The following is a 21,225-nucleotide window of genomic DNA, read 5'->3' on the forward strand; positions in this document are numbered from 1 at the left end:
GCCGGGGAGCGTGGACCCCGAGGCCGCCCGGCGCGCCGCGATCCAGGCGCGGGCCGCGGGCGGCCACCCGCGGCCCGGTACGGATGGTGTGGACGGTACGGACGGGGCCGGGACCACCGGGGCGCTGGGTGGGACCCCCGGAACCCCCGGGGCGCCGGGCCGTCCGGCGTTGGAGAGCGGCGGGGACATCCGCGCCGCCCGCGCGGGGGCGATCGCCGCCTACCGGGCGGGTACCCGCGCCGCCGCCCGGGTGCAGGAGGCGCAGCAGAACGGGCGGGCCGCGCCGTCCGGCGTCCGGCCGCCCGACGAGGGCGACCCCGGCGCCGCCACCCGGACAGGCGACTTCGCTCCGGCGTCCTACGCCCCGGGCCAGGGCCCGGACCAACGCCCCGGCGGCACGCCCCCCGGTCAGATAGCCGACCCCTACGGCGTGCGCGTCACCCCCTGGCACGGAGCGTCCCGCCGGAGCGCTCCGGGCGAGGACCGGCAGCGGGCGGCGCTCCCGCCGGGCGGCGCCACCCGCGCGACCCCGGACGCCCCCGAGGCTCAGGGCGGCCCGGCCCCCGCCCTACCGCCCGCCACCGCTGAGGACGGCCGTTCGCTCCCCGCCGTCGGCGTGCCCCCGCAGAACGGTCGTGCGCCGGTGCCCTCCGCCGGTGTGCCGTCCGCCGCCGACTCCCCGCCGCCGGCCCGCTGGGGCGAGTCGGCCGCCGGAGCCCCCGTCCGGCGGGGCCCCGCCACCGCGCTCGCCGCGGAGCGGGCACGGCAGGTGCGGATGACCGTGGTGGGACCGGTGACCGAGCGCTGGGCACCCGAGCAGGCCGGACCGGTGCACGAGAACTGGCAGTTGGCCGCCCCGATCGGTCCCGCCACCGACCTGTGGGCGCTCGGCGCGCTGCTGTTCAGAGCCGTACAGGGACACGCGCCGTACCCGGAGGAGTCGACGGCCGAACTGGTCCAGTTGGTGTGCGCGGAGCCGCCCGCCTTCGCCGAGGAGTGCGGGCCGCTGCGCCCGGTCGTCGAGTCGCTGCTGCGTCAGGACCCCACCGAGCGGCCTGACTTCGAGGAGCTGCGCGGCTGGCTGCGCTCCCTGGTGCGGTCCGCACCGGAGGCGGACGCCGGCACGCATGTGGTCGCCACGCCGCCCGCCGACCCGAAGCGGCTGCCGATCGTGCGGCGCCGCGGCGAACTGGTGCGCAGACGGCGTGCCGGACTGCCCGCGACCAGCGCGCACGGGCGGCACAAGCGGACCCGGCAGGAGACCGGCTCCCCGCGCCGCCTGGGCCGCACCCTGCTCCTGCTGATCCTGCTCCTGCTGGTGGGCGCGATCGCGTACGCGATGCTGTTCATGCCGAAGTCGGACAGTACCGACGCGGCGGGCGGCGAGCGGACCGGGGCCGCCGGCCAGGCGAGCCGGGCGCCCGCGCCCTCGGACGGAGCGAGCACCAAGCCCTCGACGGGCACGTCCGAGGAGTCCTCGTCGGCGCCCTCCACCGAGACGCAGACCACCGAAGGACCCTCCGTCGCCGACGGCTTCACCCTGCGCAAGGACCCCGAGGGCTTTGGGATCGCCGTCGCCGACGGCTGGGACCGCACACCCCGCAACGGCCTCGGTCAGGTGCTCTACACGCACGGCGACTTCCAGCTCATCGTCGTACCGGGGCGGGACAGCGCGGCCAAGTACGGCAGCGACCCGATGGTGTACCAGCGGGACAAGGAGAGCGAGTTGCAGCCCTACCGCGACTCCAGTTGGGCCACCGCCACCGGACTGCGGACCACCGAGGTGGGCGGGCGGACCATGGCGGAGGGGCAGTTCACCTGGACCGACGACCAGGGGCGCGACCTGTTCGTACGCAACATCGCGATGCTCCTCGACGGCCGCTACCACGTGGTGCAGGTGCGCGGCCCGGAGGCCGAACGGGACGAGGTGACACGGCTGTACGAGCAGGCGTCGCAGTCGTACCGGTTCACCCGCTGACGCCCCTGAGCGTTCGGTTCCCGTCGGTCGGCTGAAGCGAAAACCGTCACAGTGCGGTCTCCTTGGCACCCCTCCGGTTCCATGAACGACTTCCGGTCCCTAGTCTGACCCTGTCAAGACCATTGCGGGGCAACGTGAATCAGATGCAGGGTCGGCTCATAGCGGGCCGCTACCGGCTCGTCGACGCCATCGGCAGCGGGGGCATGGGCCGGGTGTGGCGCGCGCACGACGAGGTGCTGCACCGGTCGGTCGCCATCAAGGAGTTGACCGCCGCGCTGTATGTGTCCGACAGCGACCAGGCCGTGCTGCTCGCCCGCACCCGGGCCGAGGCCCGCGCGGCGGCCCGGATCAACCACTCCGCCGTGGTCACCGTGCACGATGTGCTGGAGCACGACGGCCGTCCGTGGATCGTGATGGAGCTGGTCGAGGGCAGCTCGCTGGCCGACGCGGTCAAGGAGCGGGGCCGGGTCGAGCCGCAGGAGGCCGCGCGCATCGGGCTGTGGGTGCTGCGGGCGCTGCGCGCCGCGCACGCCGCCGGTGTTCTGCACCGCGACGTCAAGCCGGGCAATGTGCTGCTCGGGCGGGACAGCCGGGTCCTGCTCACCGACTTCGGCATCGCCCAGATAGAGGGCGATTCCACCATCACCCGCACCGGAGAGGTCGTCGGCTCGGTCGACTATCTCGCTCCGGAACGGGTGCGCGGCCACGACCCGGGCCCCTCCTCCGACCTGTGGGCGCTGGGCGCGACGTTGTACACGGCGGTGGAGGGCCGGTCACCGTTCCGGCGTACCTCACCGCTCAGCACCATGCAGGCGGTCGTCGAGGACGAGGCCGACGAGCCCCGTTCCGCCGGTCCGCTCGGCCCCGTCATCACCGCCCTGCTGCGCAAGGACCCCGAGGACCGGCCGGACGCCGCGGTGGCCGAGCAGTTGCTGGCGGAGGCGGCGGAGGGACGGCGGCCCGGCGCCGCGCAGGCGTATGTGCCGACGCGGAACGTGGCGTCCCGCCCGGCGGAGCAGACCGAGTACGGCTCCGCCACCGGCGCCCCGCACGGCTCCGCCACCGGCGCCCCGCACGGGACGGTCCCGGCGACCCCGTACGGGACGGCTCCCGCGACCCCGCATGGGACGGCCCCGGCAACCCCGCACGGCACGGTGCCGACGGCTCTGGCGCCGGCCGTGCCGCCCGCCCACCCCCGACGGCGCCGCCTGCGCACCTTCGCGCTCGTGGTCGCGGCGGCCGCCGTCGTGGGCGGTGCCGCGGCGGTGGCGCTTCAGGAGCTGGGCACCGGACGGCAGAACGACGACGCGGCCGTTATCACGCCCGACCCCAGGGACTCGTCCGGCCCCACGCACTCGGCCGATCCCACGGACTCGGCGGACCCCACCGCAACGCCCACCGAAGACGCGACCGTCCCCGCCGACTGGCAGACCGTCAACGACCCGCTGGGCTTCACCCTGTCCCTGCCCAAGGGCTGGAAGCGGCAGGTGTACGGCGTACAGGGCGACCTCAAGCAGGTCGACTACACGCCCGACGGCGGCAAGCACTTCGTCCGCATCTCCATCGACGGCTCACCGGACTTCGCCGACCCGTACGAGCACCAGCAGGACCTGGAACAGCAGTTGCAGCGGCTGATCGACTACGACCGCGTGAAGATGGTGGAGAACACCTACCGCGACCGCCAGGGCGCGTTGTGGGAGTACACCTGGACCGCGCTGAAGAAGGATCCGCCGTACGTCGCCGGGCCGCGCCGCGCCATCGAGGAGACGTATATCGGCCGCAACGGCGCCGAGTACGCGATCTACATGTCGTCGCCCGCCGAGGACTGGACGACCACGAGCCGGCAGTTCACCTGGGTGCTGCAGAGCTGGCAGTCGCCCGAGAACTGACACGCTTGGCCGGTCGGCGCCCCGGAAGCAGAGCGTCCGGTGCGGCATGATGGGCCCCATGGCGACCGAGGGGGACGACTTCCGTGTGATCGCGGGCCGTTACCGCCTGGAGGCCCGGCTCGGGCGCGGCGGGATGGGCGTCGTATGGCGGGCGGCCGACCAGTTGCTGGGGCGCCGGGTGGCGGTCAAGGAACTCGCCCAGGACGACTCCCTCCCGGACGACGACGCCCGGTTGCACCGTGACCGCACGCTGCGCGAGGCCCGCGCGGTGGCCCAACTGCACCATCCGCACATCATCGTGGTGCACGACGTCGTGGAGCACGACGAACGCTCCTGCATCGTCATGGAGTTGATCGACGGCGGCTCGCTCGCCGACCGGATCGCGGAGCGCGGACCGGTCGACGCCGCCGAGGCCGCCCGCATCGGTATCGCCCTGCTCGGCGCGCTGCGCACCGCGCACGCGGCCGGTGTCCTGCACCGCGACATCAAGCCCGCCAACGTCCTGATCGAGTCGGGCACCGACCGGGTCGTCCTCACCGACTTCGGTATCGCGCAGGTCGCGGGCGCCAGCACGCTCACCGAGACCGGCGCGTTCGTCGGCTCGCCCGAATACACCGCGCCCGAGCGGATGTCCGGGACCCGGACCGGGCCCGCGTCGGATCTGTGGTCGCTCGGCGCGCTGCTGTGCACGGCACTCAGCGGCGAGTCGCCGTTCCGGCGCGACTCGCTCGGCGGCATCCTGCACGCCGTCGTCGCCGCCGAGATCCGGCCCCCCGCCCAGGCCGAGCCGCTGCTGCCGGTCATCCGGGGCCTGTTGGAGCGTGATCCGGACCGGCGGCTGGGGGCGGCCGAGGCGGAGCGGCTGCTGGGCGCGTTCCTGGAGACGGGCCGTACGCCGCAGCCGGCCGGTGTGGTGTCGCGGCCGGTCGCCCCGTACTCGCCGACCCAGCGGGACGTGCCGAGGCCCGCGCCGGCCGGCCGGCAGCCGTTACGGCCGTCCCGGCGGGGCGTACTGGTGGCGGCGCTGCTGGTCGCGGCGATGGCCGGGGCGGGCATCTCGGCGGCGGCGCTGCTGATCAACCGCGCCGGGCACGGCGGCGGCGCACCCACGAGTCCGGCACCGGGCAGGTCGGCGAGTCCGGCACCGGGTACGTCGGCGAGTGCGGCGCCCGCCACATCGGCGAGTGCGGCGCCCGCCACATCGGCGAGCGCGGCGCCCGCCACATCGGCGAGCGCGGCGCCCGGCGCGTCGGGGAGCGAGGCCCGTTCGCCCACCGCGCCCACCGCCCCCAGCACGGCCTCCGGCGCCCGACCGGCACCCTCGGGCTATCGCACCGCCCGGGACCCGGCGGGCTTCTCCCTCGCCGTGCCCGAGGGCTTCACCCGCGAGCCGCAGGGCGAGCGGGTCTTCTATCTGTCGCAGGGGGAGACCTTCCGGCTCGGCATCAAGGTCACCGCACCCGGACCGGGCGGCCCGCTCGGGGTGATGCGCCGGGCTGCGGCCGAGGGACCGCGCACCAACCCCGGGTACCACGACGGCCGGGTCACCGAGGCCACGCACCGCGGTCGGCCGGCCGCGCTCTGGGAGTTCAGCTGGAGCGGCTTCAGCGCGGTGGAGGGACCCCGGCACACCTACGACCTGTGCTGGGAGGAGAACGGGCGGCTGTACGACGTGTGGGTGTCGGCGCCGGTGGGGCAGGTCCGGGAGGCCCGGGAGTACTTCGACGTGGCGCTCGACACGTTCGTACGGGGCTGACGAGGCGCCCCGCCTTGTACGTGGTTTTCGATATGCCGACGATATGTGCCGACTCCTAGCCTCGGAGTATGCGCGTATTGATCGGCATCGCATGACGTAGTCATGTACGGCCGCATAACCGGATGTATCAAGAGGATTCCGCAACCGTGCAGCCCGACGGCCTCCATAAGAAACCCTTCCAAGAATTCACAATTAGGGCATTTTCCAGTGAGTGAACCCATTCAGAACCTTGCGGACGCGCGGCAGCAGGTCGAGGCCGAGGAGCGCGCCGGAACTTTGGACACGGTGGAGACCGGGCAGGGTGGCGCCGACCGCCGGGACACCGGCTCCGGTACCTGGCGCGCGGGCATCCGTCGGGCGATCCGTCGCGCGATCCGCATCGGCTCCCGGCCGGGGCCGTGGAAGCGCGGCCCGGTGCTCGCGGCGCTGGCGCTGCTGCTGGGCCTGCTCATGCTGCTGCACGCGCAGCTCACGAACCGTGGGGGCCTCGGCAGCCTGGTGGAGACCTTCCTGCCATGGTTCGGCCTGTTCGTTCCGGTGCTGCTGGCCGGGGCGCTGTGGCGCCGCTCCGCCTCCGCGGTGGTCGCGCTGCTGCTGCCGGTCGTAGTGTGGCTGAGCCTCTTCGGCGGGCTGCTCGGCGACAAGTCCCACTCGGGCAGCGACCTCACCGTGGCCAGCCACAACGTCGACGCCGACAACCCCGACCCGGTCGGCACCGCCCGCGACCTGGCCGGCTCCAAGGCGGACGTGCTGGCGCTGGAGGAGATCACCCCGCAGGCCAAGCCGCTGTACGAGAAGGAGCTGGCGAAGACGTACCCGTACCACACGGTGCAGGGCACGGTCGGGCTGTGGAGCAGGCTGCCGCTGTCGGACACCCGGCCGGTCGACACCAAGATGGATTACGGGCCGCTGGGGGACACCAAGCCGGTCGACAGCAGGATGGCCTACAACCGGGCGCTGCGCACCACGGTGGCCACGGACCAGGGGCCGCTGGCGGTGTATGTGGCCCACCTGGGGTCCGTACGCGTGTTCCCCAGGAACGGCTTCTGGACGGACAGCCGGGACCGCGGCGCGCAGGCGCTCGCCGAGGCCGTCGCCGCCGAGCGGAACGAGCGGGTGGTGCTGCTCGGCGACCTGAACGGCACCGTGGACGACCGGGCGTTCGCCGGCCTCACCTCGCAGCTGCACTCGGCCCAGGAGGAGGCCGGGGACGGCTTCGGCTTCAGCTGGCCGGCGAAGTTCCCGGTGGCTCGGATCGACCAGATCCTGGTCAGGGGCGTGGAGTCGGCGAGTTCGTGGGTGCTGCCGGCCACCGGCAGCGACCACCTGCCGGTGGCGGCCGGAATCAGCTGGTGAACACCGCGTAAGAAGGCTCCGATTCCGTCCCGGGATCCGGGAGTACGCACCGCGGGCGTGATGGTCGGAAACGCTGTTACTGACGGGTACCCAAAGTTTCCGCCCCGGAATACCCTGCGGCTCATGACCGACTCGCAGGCCCAGGAACAGGCTCCGGCACACACCACGGATATGACCGGCACCGGCACCAACCCCCTCGCCCCCGCTCCCGAGGGCGCGCGGACCGCCGCCGATGTGGTCACACCGGAGCTGGTCGCCCAGCTCACCAAGGGCGTCATCGGCTCCGGCCGCACCGCCAACCACACGCCGTTCACCGGACAGAAGCTGGCCGACCTGCCGGAGTCCACGCCCGAGGACGTACGCACGGCATTTGAGGCCGCCCGCGCCGTCCAGCCCGTATGGGAGCGGACGCCGGTGCGGCAGCGGGCCGCCGTGCTGTTGCGCTTCCACGACCTGGTGCTCGAACGGCAGGCCGAGGTGCTCGATCTGATCCAGCTGGAGACCGGCAAGGCGCGGCTGCACGCCCACGAGGAGGTCCAGGCCGTCGCCGTCGCCGCCCGCCACTACGGCCGCACGGCGCCCGCCCGGCTCAGGCCCAAGCGGCACACGGGCGCGGTGCCCACCCTCACCAAGGTCACCGAACTGCGCCACCCGCGCGGGGTCGTGGGCCAGATCGCCCCCTGGAACTACCCCCTGGAGCTGTCCGTCGGCGACGCGCTGCCCGCCTTCGTCGCCGGCAACGCGGTCGTGATGAAGCCGGACACCGAGACCTGCCTCACCGCCCTGTGGGCGCGCGATCTGCTCATCGAGGCCGGGCTGCCCGCCGGTGTCTTCCAGGTGGTCCTCGGCGACGGCCCGGTCATCGGCCCCGAGGTCGTCAAGCACGCCGATTATGTCTCCTTCACCGGCTCCACCCGCACCGGGCGCGAGGTGGCGCGAAGCGCCGCCGCCCGGCTGGTCGGCGTCTCCCTCGAACTCGGCGGCAAGAACGCCATGCTGGTGCTCGCCGACGCCGACATCGAGAAGGCCGCGGCCGGCGCCGTCCGCGCCTGCTTCTCCTCCGCCGGCCAACTCTGCGTCTCCATCGAGCGGTTGTACGTCCATGAGTCGATCGCCGATGCCTTCCTCGATCGGTTCGCCGCCCGCACCAGGGCCATGCGGCTCGGTGGGTCCCTCGCCTACGGCGCCGACATGGGGTCGCTCGTCGGGGAACGCCAGCTGGAGACCGTACGACGGCATGTGACGGAGGCCGTCGCCAAGGGCGCGAAGGTGATCGCCGGTGGTGTGGCCCGCCCGGACATCGGCCCGTACTTCTTCGAACCCACCATCCTCGACGGCGTCGAGGCGCCCATGGCCGTCTGCACCGAGGAGACCTTCGGGCCGGTCGTGTCGATCTACCGCTTCAGGACCGAGGACGAGGCGGTCGAGCAGGCCAACTCCACGCCCTACGGCCTCAATTCATCGGTGTGGACGCGGGACGGCCGACGCGGCCGGGCCGTCGCCGCGCGCCTGCGCACGGGCACGGTCAACGTCAACGAGGGCTATGCGCCCGCGTACGGCAGCGTCCAGTCCCCGATGGGCGGCATGAAGGACTCCGGCCTCGGCCGTCGGCACGGCTCCGAGGGCATCCTCAAGTACACCGAGGCCCAGACGGTGGCCCAGCAGAGGCTGCTCCCGATGGCTCCCTCGCTGGGGATGGACGACGAGAAATACGCCCGGTTCATGAGCCGGAGCCTGCGGCTCATGAAGGCTTTCCGGTTCCGTTAGCCGACCTGTCGTCAAGGGGCGCGGGGAACTGCGCGACCAGCCACGGACGGCCCGCACGCACCACTCGATGAGGAGACCCCGTGCCCCAGGACCTTGAGCCCCAGGACTTCGTCCCCCAGGACCTTGAGCCCAGGGGCCTCGTGCCCCAGGACACGACGGGCGCCTACGCCTACGCCTACGACTATGACGTCATCGTCGTCGGTTCCGGCTTCGGCGGTTCGGTGACCGCCCTGCGCCTGACCGAGAAGGGGTACCGCGTAGGCGTCCTCGAAGCCGGCCGCCGCTTCACCCGCGAAACGCTCCCCAAGAACTCCTGGGACCTCAAGAGGTACCTCTGGGCGCCCAAGTTGGGCATGTACGGCATCCAGCGCATCCACCTGCTCGGCAAGGTCATGGTCCTCGCCGGCGCGGGCGTGGGCGGCGGCTCGCTGAACTACGCCAACACCCTCTATGTGCCGCCGAAGACCTTCTTCGACGACCCGCAGTGGAAGCACATCACCGACTGGCAGGAGGAGTTGAGGCCGTACTACGACCAGGCGCGGCGCATGCTCGGCGTGCGGCTCAACCCGACCATGACCCCCTCCGACGTGCACCTCAAGGCCGCGGCGCAGCGGATGGGCGTGGCGAACACCTTCCAGCCGGCCCCGGTCGGAGTGTTCTTCGGCGACGGCCAGGACGCGGACGGGCAGGCGAAGGCACGCCCGGGGGAGCAGGTGGCGGACCCCTACTTCGGCGGCGTGGGACCGGCCCGCCGGGCCTGCACCGAGTGCGGCGAGTGCATGACGGGCTGCCGGCACGGGGCGAAGAACACCCTCAACGAGAACTACCTCCACCTCGCCGAGCGGGCCGGCGCGGTGGTGCACCCCATGACGACGGTGGTGTCCGTCACCGACGACTCGCGGGGCGGTTACGCGGTGGCCACCCTGCCGACCGACGACCGCAGGAAGGGCGAGGGCCGGACCTTCACGGCCCACCGGGTGGTGCTGGCCGCCGGCACCTATGGCACCCAGACCCTGCTGCACCGCATGAAGGCGAACGGGCAACTGCCGTATGTATCAGACCGGTTGGGCGAACTGACCCGCACCAACTCCGAGGCGCTGGTGGGCGCGCAGACCGACGACCGCCGCTACCGCAAGGCGCACGGCACCGCGAAGGCAGACTTCACCCAGGGCGTGGCGATCACCTCCTCGATCCACCCGGACGCCGACACCCATATCGAGCCGGTCCGCTACGGCAAGGGCTCGAACTCGATGGGTGGCCTGTCGATCCTCCAGGTCCCCTACGTCGAGGGCTCCTCGCGCGTGTCGGCCTGGCTGGCCAACGCCGCCCGGCACCCTTGGCAGGTGGCCCGTTCCCTGTCCAACCGGCGCTGGTCGGAGCGGACCATCATCGGCCTGGTGATGCAGTCCCTGGACAACTCCCTGACGACGTACCTGAAACCGGCCGGCGTCGGCAAGGGGCTGCTCACCGCCCGGCAGGGGCACGGCGCGCCCAACCCCCAGCAGATCAAGGCGGCTTCGGAGGCGGCGTCCGCGCTCGCTCAGGAGATCAACGGCTTCCCGGGCAGCAACATGGGCGAGCTGTTGGGCACCCCGCTCACCGCCCACTTCCTCGGCGGCTGCCCGATCGGCGACTCGCGCGAGACGGGTGTGATCGACCCGTATCACCGGCTGTACGGACACCCCGGCATCTCGGTGGTGGACGGCGCGGCGGTATCGGCGAACCTGGGTGTCAACCCGTCCCTCACCATCACCGCGCAGGCCGAGCGGGCGATGTCGTACTGGCCCAACCAGGGCGAGGCGGATCGGCGTCCGGCGCAGGGGGCGGCCTACGAGCGGCTGAAGCCGGTGGAGCCGCGCAGCCCCGCGGTACCCGCGGACGCCTTCGGCGCCCTGCGCCTGCCCTTCCTGGGGATGCCGACGGTGCCGCCCAAACCGTAGGCCGACCGCCGACCGCCGACCGCCGACCGCTGGCAGACGGCAGACGGCAGACGACGGCGACGAGGGCGAAGTCGGTGAGGACGGTGAGGACGGTGAGGATGGTGAGGACGACAAAGACGAAAGAGAGGGACCTGCGCCCCCCTCCGAGCGCAGCTCCCTCTCTTTCGTGGTCTCTCCCGCGTCGGCCTTACGCGTTCGCGCGGGACTTGCGCCGACGCACCGCGAACACCGCACCCGCACCGGCGACGACGGCGATGCCGCCGACGAGGCCGATCACGGGCAGCGCGGAGTTGGAGCCGGTGTCGGCGAGATTGCCGGTCGGTACGGAGGAGAGATCGCCCTGCGGCTTCTTCACCGAGCCCTTACCGCCCTTGCCGCCCTTGTCGCTCGGGGTGGCGGAACCCGGGTCGGGGTTCGGGGAACCGGCCTTCAGAACCTTGAAGTCGTACATCGCCCAGCCCTCGGCGATGCAGGACTGGCCGTCGACGTTGTCCAAGTAGGCGCCGGAGCCGAAGGAGTAGGCGTCGCCCACGGGGGCCTTGGCGTCGATGCTCACGCGCAGGTCGATCGACTTGCTGGCGCCGGCCTTCAACTGCCGTGCGCGGAAGAAGACGTCACCGGCCCAGTCCTTGTCGCCGATGCGGTCCCAGGAGCCGTCCGTGGGGTTCTTGAACTCCAGGTCGACGTACGGGCTCAGGTACTTCGCCTCGTCGTCGAACTCGTAGTTCTCGATCTCGGCGTAGAAGTAGACGTCCTCGACATCGGTCTTGGAGTCGTTCGTGACGACCAGCTGGAACTGGTGGAAACCGTCACCCGCGACGATCTTGCCCGGCAGGCCCTTGATGTCCGCGGCCACCTTGGCTTCGCCGTAGTTGCCGTCGAGGTCCTCGCAGTACGGCGCGTCGGGGTCCGAAGGGGTCTCGGTCGGCCCGGCCGAGTCGGAGGGCTCGGGCGAGGTCGACTGGCTCGCGCTGTCGCTCGGGTCGGGAGTGTCGCTCGGCGACGTGCTCTCGCTCGGCTGGGCGGTGTCGGACGGCAGCACCGTGTCGGACGGCGAGGCGGAGTCGCTCGGCGCCTCGTCGGTGGGCTCGGTCGTCACGCTCTCGCTGGGCGCCGGCGATGTCGACTCGTCCGCGAACGCGGCGGGCGCGGACAGCAGGGCGAGCGGGGCTATGACGGCCGTCGCGGCCGCCGCCGCCATGGCACGGCGAAGATTCATGAAGACCTCGGGGAGTCAGGTGCCGCGGCGGGCGGCACCTTGTGGGTAGCGGGCTCTCCGCGTGTGGGGCGCGGGTGGTGTCCTTGTGTTGTGCCAGCGTCGCTGGGTTTTGGTGAACTTTTTGATCTCGTCGGTGTCAGCAGGTTTGATCAGCGAGATCGGCCAAAGGTTGCACCCGCTCTCACAGAATTCTTATGTGTGCTGAGTCACACCTCGCCTGCGCACCCCACCCGGGCCTCCCGGCCGTCGGCGAGGTCCGCAACGGGCCGTAGCGCCGGGGGGTTGCGCCGCTTGTCCTTCCGTCAGCCCTGCGCCCCTCGTGCCCTCGGTCGGCGCCCCGGCGCCCCGGCGCACCCGGGGTGTGCGCATGGTCTCGACCGCCGGCAGACGGGCCGCCGTGCACCGCAATGCGGTTGTCGGTTCAGGGACTTGGGGGAGCTTGGGGGACGTACGTGAGCTTGGGGGGTGCCCCGCGTTGTGCTGGGCGGACGCGGCCTCGGCGACCGTTTGGTCCAGCCCTTGCTTGGTCCAGCCCTTGCGCATTCTTCGCGCATTCTTCGCTGTTTTCCGCCGGTCGGCCCCGGGCGTCCCCGGAGCCGACCGGTTTCTCTTGGGTGACCGGGCTGCTGTCCCCTGCAGTCCGGTCACTTCCCTGGAGCGAGGTCCCACGGCGCACGGCACGATCCGTACGCCTCATCGCTCCAGCGAGCCACGCGTGGTGTTGCGGGCCCGCCCCTGGCTGGCACGGGCACCGGGACCAACGAAGCGGTGCGCGGGGCGGTCACGCTCCGTACGAGTGAGAGGGCGACCGAACTCAGATGCGACCCCGGCACAGTTCGAGGAGCGTCATGGCGAGCGCGGTACCGGGCTTGCCCAATTCCTCCCGGTAGCGGCCGAGGATCTCCATCTCCCGGGAGAGGTTCACACGCCGTCCGCCAGAGGCGATCCGTGCTTCCTGGATCACGGTGGACACGGCCATGCGTTCCTGGACGAGCCCGATGATCCGGTCGTCGAGCGCGTCGATGCGCTCGCGGGCGTCGGTGATGGTGTCGGCGGCCTCGGCGGTGCGGGCACCGGTCTTCTCGGTGGTGGCGGTCATGTCGGGGCTCCTTGTCGGTGTACCCAGGACCGGCAGGCTCCGGAAACGCCAGGCGCCCCGGACCTTGTCGGCCCGGGGCGCCTGGGAAGTCGCTTGTCAGTTGCTCAAGCAGCACGACCATGGCAGCCGGTGGGCCGGATGCCATAGGTAAAGACGAAGGTCGAGTGCGCGAGCATGTGTGCAGTATGCCACGGCACGGTCGACGCCCGCCGGGCCGGGCACCGGGGACCCGTCGGGCCGGGCACCGGGGACCCGTCGGGCCGGGCACCCGTCGGGCCGGGCACCCGCCGCCCGCCGGGCCCGGGGGGCCGACGGGCCTAGCCCAGCCCGGTTCAGCCCAGCCCAGCCCGGCCCGGGGCGTGGCATTGCGGGCCGGGCCGGGCCGGGGCGGCCCGTGGCCGTGGGACCCCTCGTACGCGGCGAGGGGTCCCACGGCCACCCCGTTAGAATCGGTAACCACAGACCCCCGCCCGACCCGCCGGAAGGCACCCCGTGTCATCAGCGACTCCCGCTGCCGCCACCCCCGACACCGTCCTGGTCGTCGACTTCGGCGCGCAGTACGCCCAGCTCATCGCCCGTCGTGTCCGCGAGGCGCGGGTCTACAGCGAGATCGTGCCGAGCACCCTGCCGGTCGCCGAGATCCTCGCCAGGAACCCCGCGGCGATCATCCTCTCCGGCGGCCCCTCGTCGGTGTACGAGGAGGGCGCCCCGACCGTGGACCGCGCGCTGTTCGAGGCGGGCGTCCCCGTGCTCGGCATGTGCTACGGCTTCCAGCTGATGGCCCAGACCCTCGGCGGCACGGTGGACAACACCGGCGCCCGCGAATACGGCCGTACCGACCTGCATGTCTCCAGGCCGTCCTCCACCCTGTTCGAGGGCACCCCGGCCGAGCAGGCCGTGTGGATGTCGCACGGCGACGCCTGCTCCGCCGCCCCGGCGGGCTTCTCGGTCACGGCTTCCACGGACGTTGTCCCGGTCGCCGCCTTCGAGAACGACGAGAAGCGGCTGTACGGCGTCCAGCACCACCCCGAGGTGATGCACTCCACGTACGGCCAGCAGGTGCTGGAGCACTTCCTGTACCGCGGCGCGGGCCTCACTCCCTCCTGGACCACCGGCAATGTGATCGAGGAGCAGATCGCCGCGATCCGCGAGCAGGTCGGCGACAAGCGCGCGATCTGCGGCCTGTCCGGCGGTGTGGACTCCGCGGTGGCCGCCGCGCTCGTCCAGCGGGCCATCGGCCCCCAGCTGACCTGCGTGTACGTCGACCACGGCCTGATGCGCAAGGGCGAGACCGAGCAGGTCGAGAAGGACTTCGTGGCCGCCACCGGCGTCCAGCTCAAGGTCGTCGACGCCGAGGAGCGCTTCCTCACCGCCCTCAAGGGGGTCGCGGACCCCGAGCAGAAGCGGAAGATCATCGGCCGTGAGTTCATCCGGGTCTTCGAGCAGGCCCAGGCGGAGATCATCGCCGACGAGGGCCCGGCCGTGGAGTTCCTGGTGCAGGGCACCCTCTACCCGGACGTGGTCGAGTCCGGTGGCGGCACCGGCACCGCCAACATCAAGTCCCACCACAACGTCGGCGGTCTCCCCGAGGACCTGGAGTTCCGGCTCATCGAGCCGCTGCGCAAGCTGTTCAAGGACGAGGTCCGGATGGTCGGCCAGGAGCTGGGCCTGCCCGCGGAGATCGTCCAGCGCCAGCCCTTCCCGGGCCCCGGCCTCGGAATCCGCATCGTCGGCGAGGTCACCAAGGAGCGCCTCGACCTGCTCCGCGAGGCCGACGCCATCGCCCGCGAGGAGCTGACCGCGGCCGGCCTCGACCGTGACATCTGGCAGTGCCCGGTGGTGCTGCTTGCGGACGTCCGCAGCGTCGGTGTCCAGGGCGACGGCCGCACCTACGGCCACCCGATCGTGCTGCGGCCGGTCTCCTCCGAGGACGCCATGACCGCCGACTGGTCGCGGCTGCCGTACGACGTCCTCGCGAGGATCTCGACCCGCATCACCAACGAGGTCCGCGACGTCAACCGCGTCGTGCTCGACGTGACCTCGAAGCCGCCGGGCACCATCGAGTGGGAGTGAGCCCCGAGCGGCGCTGCCGAAGTCCGCTGGGGCGGGGGCAGCGCCCGCTGGGGCGCGGGGAACTGCGCGACCGGCCACGACGGACCCGCAGCTGACCAATGGCACGGCCGGGCCTATCCAGCGGAGCAGCAGCTGACCGACGGCGCGGCGCGGCCGGTCCAGCGGAGCGTTCAGCGTCTGAGCGTGCGCAGGGGTCGGCCGGGCTGCCAGATCTCGGTGACCAGATACGCGTCGTCCTCGATGTACGTCCGTACGACCTCGGTCAGCTCGGCGCGGAACAGGTGGAACGGCTGCGGCGGTGCCACCTCTCTCACGTAAGCCCCCTTCAGGTCCGGGTCCTCGGTCTCGACCGCGCGTCCGCCGACCCGGATGTCGCCGCCGCCCAGGTCCGTGCCCGAGCCGGGGTTCGCCTGGAGCGTGAAGCGCGGGTCGCGCCGCAGGTCGAGGACCTTGAGCGAGTGCGGCATCATGCCGAGCCACAGCTCGCCGTCGAGGAAGCGGACCTCCAGGCCGCTGGTGCGCGGGGAGCCGTCCTTGCGCAGCGTGGCGAGGACGTGATGGCGGTACGCGCCGAAGCGCCGCTCGGCGATCTCGGCGAGTTCGGGTGCGGTGGCGATGAGGGCTGCCCAGTTCATGGGCCCACTCTCGCGGCGATACCCGACATCTGCTGTCGGGTTTTGCTGGCGGCCGGGCGGCCGGTCCTGCTCGGTTGGCCCCCAGCCAGCCCTCAGCCTGCCCTCAGCTGGTCCTCGGCCAGTGCTCAATTGGCCCGGATCATCCGAACTGGACCCGCCCGGATCGCCCGGCCGGGCCGTACTAGTGCCCCGGCAGGCAACGTTTGCCCGTTGAGGAGCGGCGTCGTGGGGGTCTCCCCTGCTCAAGCGGAGCCGAGAGCTTGGGGGAGCGTGCCGGGCGTCGTGACGGGGCGAACGTTGCCTGTTGGGGCACTAGAACCCGCGCAGCACGGCCGCCTTCGTCCGGGTGAACTCCTCGTCCGTGAGCACGCCGTCCCGGTGCAGTTCGGCCAACTCGCGCAGCCGGCGCAGCAGTACGTCGTGGTGGTCGGCCGACGGGGGCACCGCGGCCACCGGCCGCGGCCGGTCGGCGCACTCGATGCCGGCCCGGGCCAAGGGATGCGGCAGCCGGGCGGCCACCGCGGCCGCCACGAGCGCGGTGAGCAGATCGCGGCGGGCGCTGCCCCACAGTTCGAGGGTGTACGGGTCACGCTCCGGCGGCAGTTGGGAGTACACCGTCTCGCGGGTCACGAAGCGCAGGAAGCCGTCCTCGTGGCCGGAGTTGGGCAGCCAGTCCACCTGGAGCAGGTCACCGACGCCGATCATCCGGGGCCCGGTGGCCCGCTTGACCCGGTCGGAGGTGTCGGCCCAGTCGATGCGCACCTGGCTGCCGTCGAAGGAGACCGTCCCGTCGGAGGAGCGCACCGAGACCGGCACCGGCGGCCCGGGCAACAGATAGGCGTCGGCGGGCTCCTGGGGGATCTGGTCGAGCAGCAGCGCGTGCCGGATCTCCTCGGCGAGGTACTCGGCGGCCCCGGAGTTGTTTGCGTCCACGGTCAGCCGGTACGGGTCGGCCGCGTCCGGCAGTCTCCCGCCGGTGGCCTGCAACAGGGGATCGGCGCCCTCCCGCAGCCGTAACCGCAGTCGGCCGCGCCTGCGTTCGGGCTCGTAGACCACCCCCGACACGGCCTCCAGGGGCACGGCGATCTCCCCGTACGTCTGCCGGAAGAGCGGCACGGAGCGGTGCCGCCCCGGCGTGATCCGGATCGTGCCGCCGTCGAAGGCCCAGGCCCCGTCACGCTGGATGATCTCGGCCATACGGAAATTCTCGCAGCCGGGTCAACACGGCGACGCCCATCTCACCCCCGGTGACCGCACCTGCTGACGGTGGCCCGCCGGGCGTAGGGCACAATTCGCTGTCAGAACTGGGGAGTTGCGCGGCACTGGCCGAGCCCGCGAGGGGGGTGGCCCGGCCGCGCCGTGGGTCGTGGGGAAGGCGGGCATCGGGCGTGGCGGTGCAGGAGGCGGGGCAGGGCGCGGGTATGGCCGCCCACGGGGGCGGCTGCACCTGCGGGGACTGTCCGCACGGGGCGCGTGAGGGGCACCGCCGGGCGGTCGCCGAATTCCTCCTCAAACGCGATGAGTTCGCGGGCGGGCGGGGCCTGCCGACGGCGGTGGCCCACTCGGCCTCCGCCTCCCGCCAGTGGGTCTCCGAGCAGTTGACGCAGTCGGCGGAGGCAGTCGCCGAGCGCGGCCGGGCGGAGGGCGCGGCCTGGCTGGCCCGGCTGTGGCGGCGCACGCTGTACGTCCTGTGGGCGGCCGTCTTCGTGCTGCTGCTCGTCCAGGCGCTGACGGCGATCGGCGCGGGCTGGACCAGCGCGCGCACCGCGGGGCTGCTCGCCGCGCTGCTGGTGGCCTGCGCGCTGACCGCCGCCTCCTGGTTCCACCGGGCCCGGGGCGGGGCGCTGGCCCCCGTCATCGGCGAGGACAACCGGCTGTCCACCTCCCGTACGGTCGCGGCGGCGTGGGTGCTGTTCGTCGCGTACGCGGTCCTGGTGCTGGCGGGTCGGCTCGCCGCCGCCTCCGACCCCGTCGAGCGTGACGCGCTGATCTCCGGTCTCGAACTGGCCCGCGGGGCGGGCGTGGTGACCGTCCTCGCCGTGGTCTGCGGGATCGCCGTGCTCGTCCGGCGGGTGGTGGGCCTGCGTGTGCTCGCCCAGCGGCTGCAGAAGGTACGGGCGCACCGGCCCCGCGCGGCCGACCTGTTGACCGACGACGCCGGCCGGGGCACGTTCGCCGACATCCAGTACGTCGTGATAGGCGCGGTGGCCCTGACGTTCGCCGCGGTACGGCTCGCCCGCCGCCCCGACCAACTCCCCGACCTGCCCTGGGGGCTGGCCGTGCTGGTCCTGGTGTCCGCCGCCACCTATCTGGCCGGCAAGTACGCGGAGGGCGGCCGCCCGGTGATCCTTTCCGTGGTGCGCGCCCGCGAGGCCGGCGACCTGGACGGGCCGATCCGTACCGGCGACGACATCGAGATCCGCGGCGCCGGCTTCGTCCCGCCGGGCGCCCAGACAGCCGACCGGCTCTCCCGCATGGTCGTGCGGATAGGCGCGGTCAACGTGCACGTTCCGCTGATTCCCGTCGCCGGCGGATTCAGCAATCCGACGGACGGTGCGCTGAGGGTGCCGGTGCCGGCGGAGGTGGAACCGGGGTCGGTGGAGGTGCAGGTGGTCACCGCGGCGGGGGCGGCGACCAACCGCTGTGTGGTCGAGGTGACGGAGTGACCGGAGTGACCTGAGTGACCGGCAGCAACCGAGCGACTGGAGTCACCGGTCGGTGAGCGAGGCCGGTGGGCGAGGCGGATGGGCGCGGTCCGTCCGGCGCACATCCGTCCATCCGAATGCGGACAATCGTCCGGTAGACGATTGAACCATTCCCGCGTGTCGTACGTATGGTCGGTGGGGGGATCGACACGCGGGTGAGAGGCGGCATTCTGTGATGACTCGTGGCATTCGTTCAGATATGCATACGTCCTACCTCGACAGCCGCCGTGACTGGCGGGAGACCGCCACTCACTACGCCCTGCTGCCCCTGCGCGTGTTTCTCGGCATCACGTTCATCTACGCCGGTCTGGACAAGCTGACCAGCAGCGCCTTCATGAAGTCCGGCGGTCCCGGCTCCGTCGGCGAAACCATGCGCGCGGTCCGCGACTCCGCGGCGATCCCGTCCCTGGTCGACCTGGCCCTGAAGAACCCCGTCGGCTTCGGCTACGCCATCGCCTTCGGTGAACTCGCCGTCGGCATCGGCATCCTGGTCGGCCTGCTCGCCCGGCTGGCCGCGCTCGGTGGTGCGCTGATCTCGCTCAGCCTCTGGCTGACCGTCAGCTGGTCCACGACCCCGTACTACTACGGAAACGATCTCGCCTACCTGATGGCCTGGCTGCCCCTCGTGCTGGCCGGCGCCCCCTATCTCTCCCTGGACGCGGTTCTGCGTACCCGGCGACGGCAACGGACGGGAGGCTAGGCGGTTCGCCGGGCGGGCCGTGACGCGGCGGAGCCGCAAGCCGATACAGTCCCGCGCCCCTTCGGGGGCGCTTCCCCTTTGTGATGACGTGAGGGGCCGGGGGCCTGTGCCGTTCTGTGGTCGCGTGAGGGGCCGGGGACCGGGGGCCTGTGCCGTCGGTCAGCTGCGGGTGCGTGGTGGCTGGTCGCGCAGTTCCCCGCGCCCCTTCGGCTTCGGGGGCGCTTTCATCAGGTCGGTGTGTCGGTGTGGGGTTTCTTCGGGTGGGCGGAAGAGCGTCTGGCGCGTACCGTCCGGGCCAGTACCGCCGCCGCGCCCGCCAGGGAGAGGCCGCCCACGATCAGGGGGATCGCCGTGAACCAGGGGGTCTCCCACAGCCCGCCCGCGTCACCTGCGTACGCCGTGGCCGTGGCGGTGAGGAAGACGCCCGCGACCAGTCGGCCCGGCTGGAACTCATGACGCAGCACGGCTCACCTCCGCCTGTCCCACGCCGACCTGGAGGCCGACGTCGATGGTGCCGCCCGTGCCGTCCTTGTCGCCCGTGCCGTCCTTGCCGTGGGTGCCTGTCGTCGTCGGCGACAGCGTCACCGTCTTGTGCTTGCCGGGCGCCACGTCCACGTCCTTCTTGTTGTCGCCGGGCAACTGGATGTCGCCCACCCCCACCTCGATGCTCAGCCGCACGGTCGCGCCGGACGGCACGACGAGCCGCAGTCGGCCCACGCCCACCTGCGCCCTGGTCGCCAGGGTCTGGCCGTCGGCGAGCCGGACCCCGGTCAGGTCCAGGGTGCCGACGCCGGTCCCGAGGTCGTACTTGGGCCGTACGTCCGCCACCGCGGCGGGCCGCCACGACGCCTTCTGCCAGTGGGTGGTGATGTCCTTGGGCAGTTGCGTCGAGCCGGCGAGCAGCGTCGCGGTGATGAGCGCCAGGAACAGCGAACCGGCCCCCGTGCGCCCCAGGAAGGAACTCACCGCGACGCCGAGTCCGAAGACGGCGAGTGCGCAGGACAGTCCGATCTGGAGGGCGGTGCCCAGCGGCTGCCGGTCCCACGCCCAACAGGTGCCCAGGGCGCCGGCCAGCAGCGCGAGCAGGAAGACCCAGCCGCCGATCCAGCGCGGGCCGCGCGGCCGGTGCGGCGCGGTGCGCGGACCGCGCGCGTCGCCCCAGGGCATGCCGGGGCCGAAGCGGCGGGCCCCCGCCGGGTCGCGGTCGACGGCGGAGGCGGGACCCCACAGATAGCCGGTGCCGCCGTCATGCGTGCCGTCCTTGACGATGGTCTCGCGCCACCAGGACGGATACGCGGTGGGCGCGGGCGGCGCCTGGGGCTCCGGCGGGGCGTCGGCGACCGCCTGGGCGGCCAGCGGATCCGGGTCGGGGGCGCCGCGCCGCTGGGACCAGTACCCGGCGCCCGCCAGCAGCAGGGAGAGGACGATGCCGAAGGTGAGCACGTCGCTGTTCTTCAGCATCGTCAGGAAGGCACCGCAGCCGACCAGCGCGAACAGCACGGCGGCCAGGGCCTGCCCGTCGACCCGGCCGGTCAGCAGCTTGCGGACCTCGTTCTCCTCCTCGTCGTCGTACGACACGAAGAGCCAGGCGAACCCGTAGAAGATGAGTCCGATACCCCCGCTGGCGGCCAGCACCGCCAGCGTGATCCGGAAGATCACGGGATCCATGTCGGTGTGCCGCCCGAGCCCGGAGCAGATCCCCGCGATCACCTTGTGGTGCCGGTCACGCCGGAACGCGCGCAGGGGCCGGACGCCGTCGGAGACGAGGGGCCCGGCGCCCGCGCCCCCCGCGCCCGTCGTGCCGTTGGCGCCGGGCGCGCCCGCGTCGCCGCGCGCCTTCTTGGCGTCGGCCGCGGCGGGGGCGGCGGGGGCGGCACCCGGCGGCCCGGAGCCCGGGCTCGGACTCGGGCGGGGGCCGGGTCCGGAGCCGGGTCCCGGGCCCGGCGCGGCGTGGTCGTGATCCGTCATACGTCCATGGTGACGGCCCGGCCGCCGCGGCGGCAGTCGGATCGACCCTGGCCGAACCCTGATATCGGCCCTGAGTCGAGGCCGGGGTGTGGCGGTCCCGCGGGCGGGGCGCGGCCCGGTCTGTGAAGATCAGGGGAGTC

Annotated in this window: 15 protein-coding genes; 9 read left to right on the plus strand and 6 right to left on the minus strand. The window is 72.6% G+C overall.

Annotated features, from left to right (window positions below; genetic code table 11):
* From ACWEKM_RS25945 to ACWEKM_RS25970, 6 genes are all read left to right on the plus strand, one after another.
* The coding region (locus tag ACWEKM_RS25945) for a hypothetical protein (RefSeq protein WP_451623629.1) at positions 1-1,978 on the plus strand (1,978 nt) is incomplete at its 5' end.
* 143 nt (positions 1,979-2,121) lie between these two features.
* Entirely contained in the window at positions 2,122-3,867 is a 1,746-nt protein-coding gene (locus ACWEKM_RS25950; protein ID WP_451623630.1) for a protein kinase domain-containing protein, read from the plus strand.
* A 58-nt stretch (positions 3,868-3,925) separates the two neighbouring features.
* Entirely contained in the window at positions 3,926-5,623 is a 1,698-nt protein-coding gene (locus ACWEKM_RS25955) for a serine/threonine-protein kinase (protein WP_451623631.1), read from the plus strand.
* 372 nt (positions 5,624-5,995) lie between these two features.
* Positions 5,996-6,979, plus strand: a complete 984-nt coding sequence (locus ACWEKM_RS25960; protein WP_451623662.1) for an endonuclease/exonuclease/phosphatase family protein — start codon at positions 5,996-5,998, stop codon at positions 6,977-6,979.
* 123 nt (positions 6,980-7,102) lie between these two features.
* Positions 7,103-8,746, plus strand: a complete 1,644-nt coding sequence (locus tag ACWEKM_RS25965; protein WP_451623632.1) for a succinic semialdehyde dehydrogenase — start codon at positions 7,103-7,105, stop codon at positions 8,744-8,746.
* Between the two features lie 140 nt (positions 8,747-8,886).
* On the plus strand, positions 8,887-10,686 hold the full coding sequence (locus tag ACWEKM_RS25970; RefSeq protein WP_451623663.1) for a GMC family oxidoreductase N-terminal domain-containing protein: 1,800 nt from the start codon (positions 8,887-8,889) through the stop codon (positions 10,684-10,686).
* A gap of 187 nt (positions 10,687-10,873) precedes the next feature.
* On the opposite strand, the gene ACWEKM_RS25975 is transcribed toward ACWEKM_RS25970, so the two are convergent.
* Positions 10,874-11,905 (minus strand): LPXTG cell wall anchor domain-containing protein, encoded by a 1,032-nt coding sequence (locus ACWEKM_RS25975; RefSeq protein WP_451623633.1) that lies wholly within the window; start codon positions 11,903-11,905, stop codon positions 10,874-10,876.
* Positions 11,906-12,719: 814 nt separating this feature from the next.
* Positions 12,720-13,004, minus strand: coding sequence for a chorismate mutase (locus tag ACWEKM_RS25980; protein WP_451623634.1), 285 nt, complete (start codon positions 13,002-13,004; stop codon positions 12,720-12,722).
* Between the two features lie 492 nt (positions 13,005-13,496).
* Here ACWEKM_RS25980 and guaA point away from each other — a divergent pair, with 492 nt between their 5' ends.
* Positions 13,497-15,077: a glutamine-hydrolyzing GMP synthase gene (gene guaA / locus ACWEKM_RS25985; protein WP_451623635.1), complete on the plus strand. Its 1,581-nt coding sequence runs from the start codon at positions 13,497-13,499 to the stop codon at positions 15,075-15,077.
* Positions 15,078-15,247: 170 nt separating this feature from the next.
* On the opposite strand, the gene ACWEKM_RS25990 is transcribed toward guaA, so the two are convergent.
* Positions 15,248-15,712, minus strand: coding sequence for a pyridoxamine 5'-phosphate oxidase family protein (locus ACWEKM_RS25990; protein WP_451623636.1), 465 nt, complete (start codon positions 15,710-15,712; stop codon positions 15,248-15,250).
* Positions 15,713-16,024: 312 nt separating this feature from the next.
* Positions 16,025-16,909, minus strand: coding sequence for a DUF4429 domain-containing protein (locus tag ACWEKM_RS25995; RefSeq protein WP_451623637.1), 885 nt, complete (start codon positions 16,907-16,909; stop codon positions 16,025-16,027).
* A gap of 191 nt (positions 16,910-17,100) precedes the next feature.
* Between ACWEKM_RS25995 and ACWEKM_RS26000 the strand changes: the two genes are divergently transcribed.
* Positions 17,101-18,378 carry a hypothetical protein gene (locus ACWEKM_RS26000; protein ID WP_451623638.1) on the plus strand — a complete coding sequence of 426 codons (1,278 nt, stop codon included), beginning with the start codon at positions 17,101-17,103 and terminating at the stop codon, positions 18,376-18,378.
* 214 nt (positions 18,379-18,592) lie between these two features.
* Positions 18,593-19,117 (plus strand): DoxX family protein, encoded by a 525-nt coding sequence (locus tag ACWEKM_RS26005; RefSeq protein ID WP_451623639.1) that lies wholly within the window; start codon positions 18,593-18,595, stop codon positions 19,115-19,117.
* Between the two features lie 227 nt (positions 19,118-19,344).
* Here ACWEKM_RS26005 and ACWEKM_RS26010 read toward each other — a convergent pair whose 3' ends face one another.
* Together ACWEKM_RS26010 and ACWEKM_RS26015 are read right to left on the minus strand one after the other, a co-directional pair.
* On the minus strand, positions 19,345-19,581 hold the full coding sequence (locus ACWEKM_RS26010; RefSeq protein ID WP_451623640.1) for a hypothetical protein: 237 nt from the start codon (positions 19,579-19,581) through the stop codon (positions 19,345-19,347).
* Entirely contained in the window at positions 19,568-21,085 is a 1,518-nt protein-coding gene (locus ACWEKM_RS26015) for a PspC domain-containing protein (protein ID WP_451623641.1), read from the minus strand. Before ACWEKM_RS26015 ends, ACWEKM_RS26010 begins: the two co-directional genes overlap by 14 nt.
* Positions 21,086-21,225: the final 140 nt, after the last annotated feature.

The organism is Streptomyces sp. NPDC004752 (genome assembly GCF_053601275.1).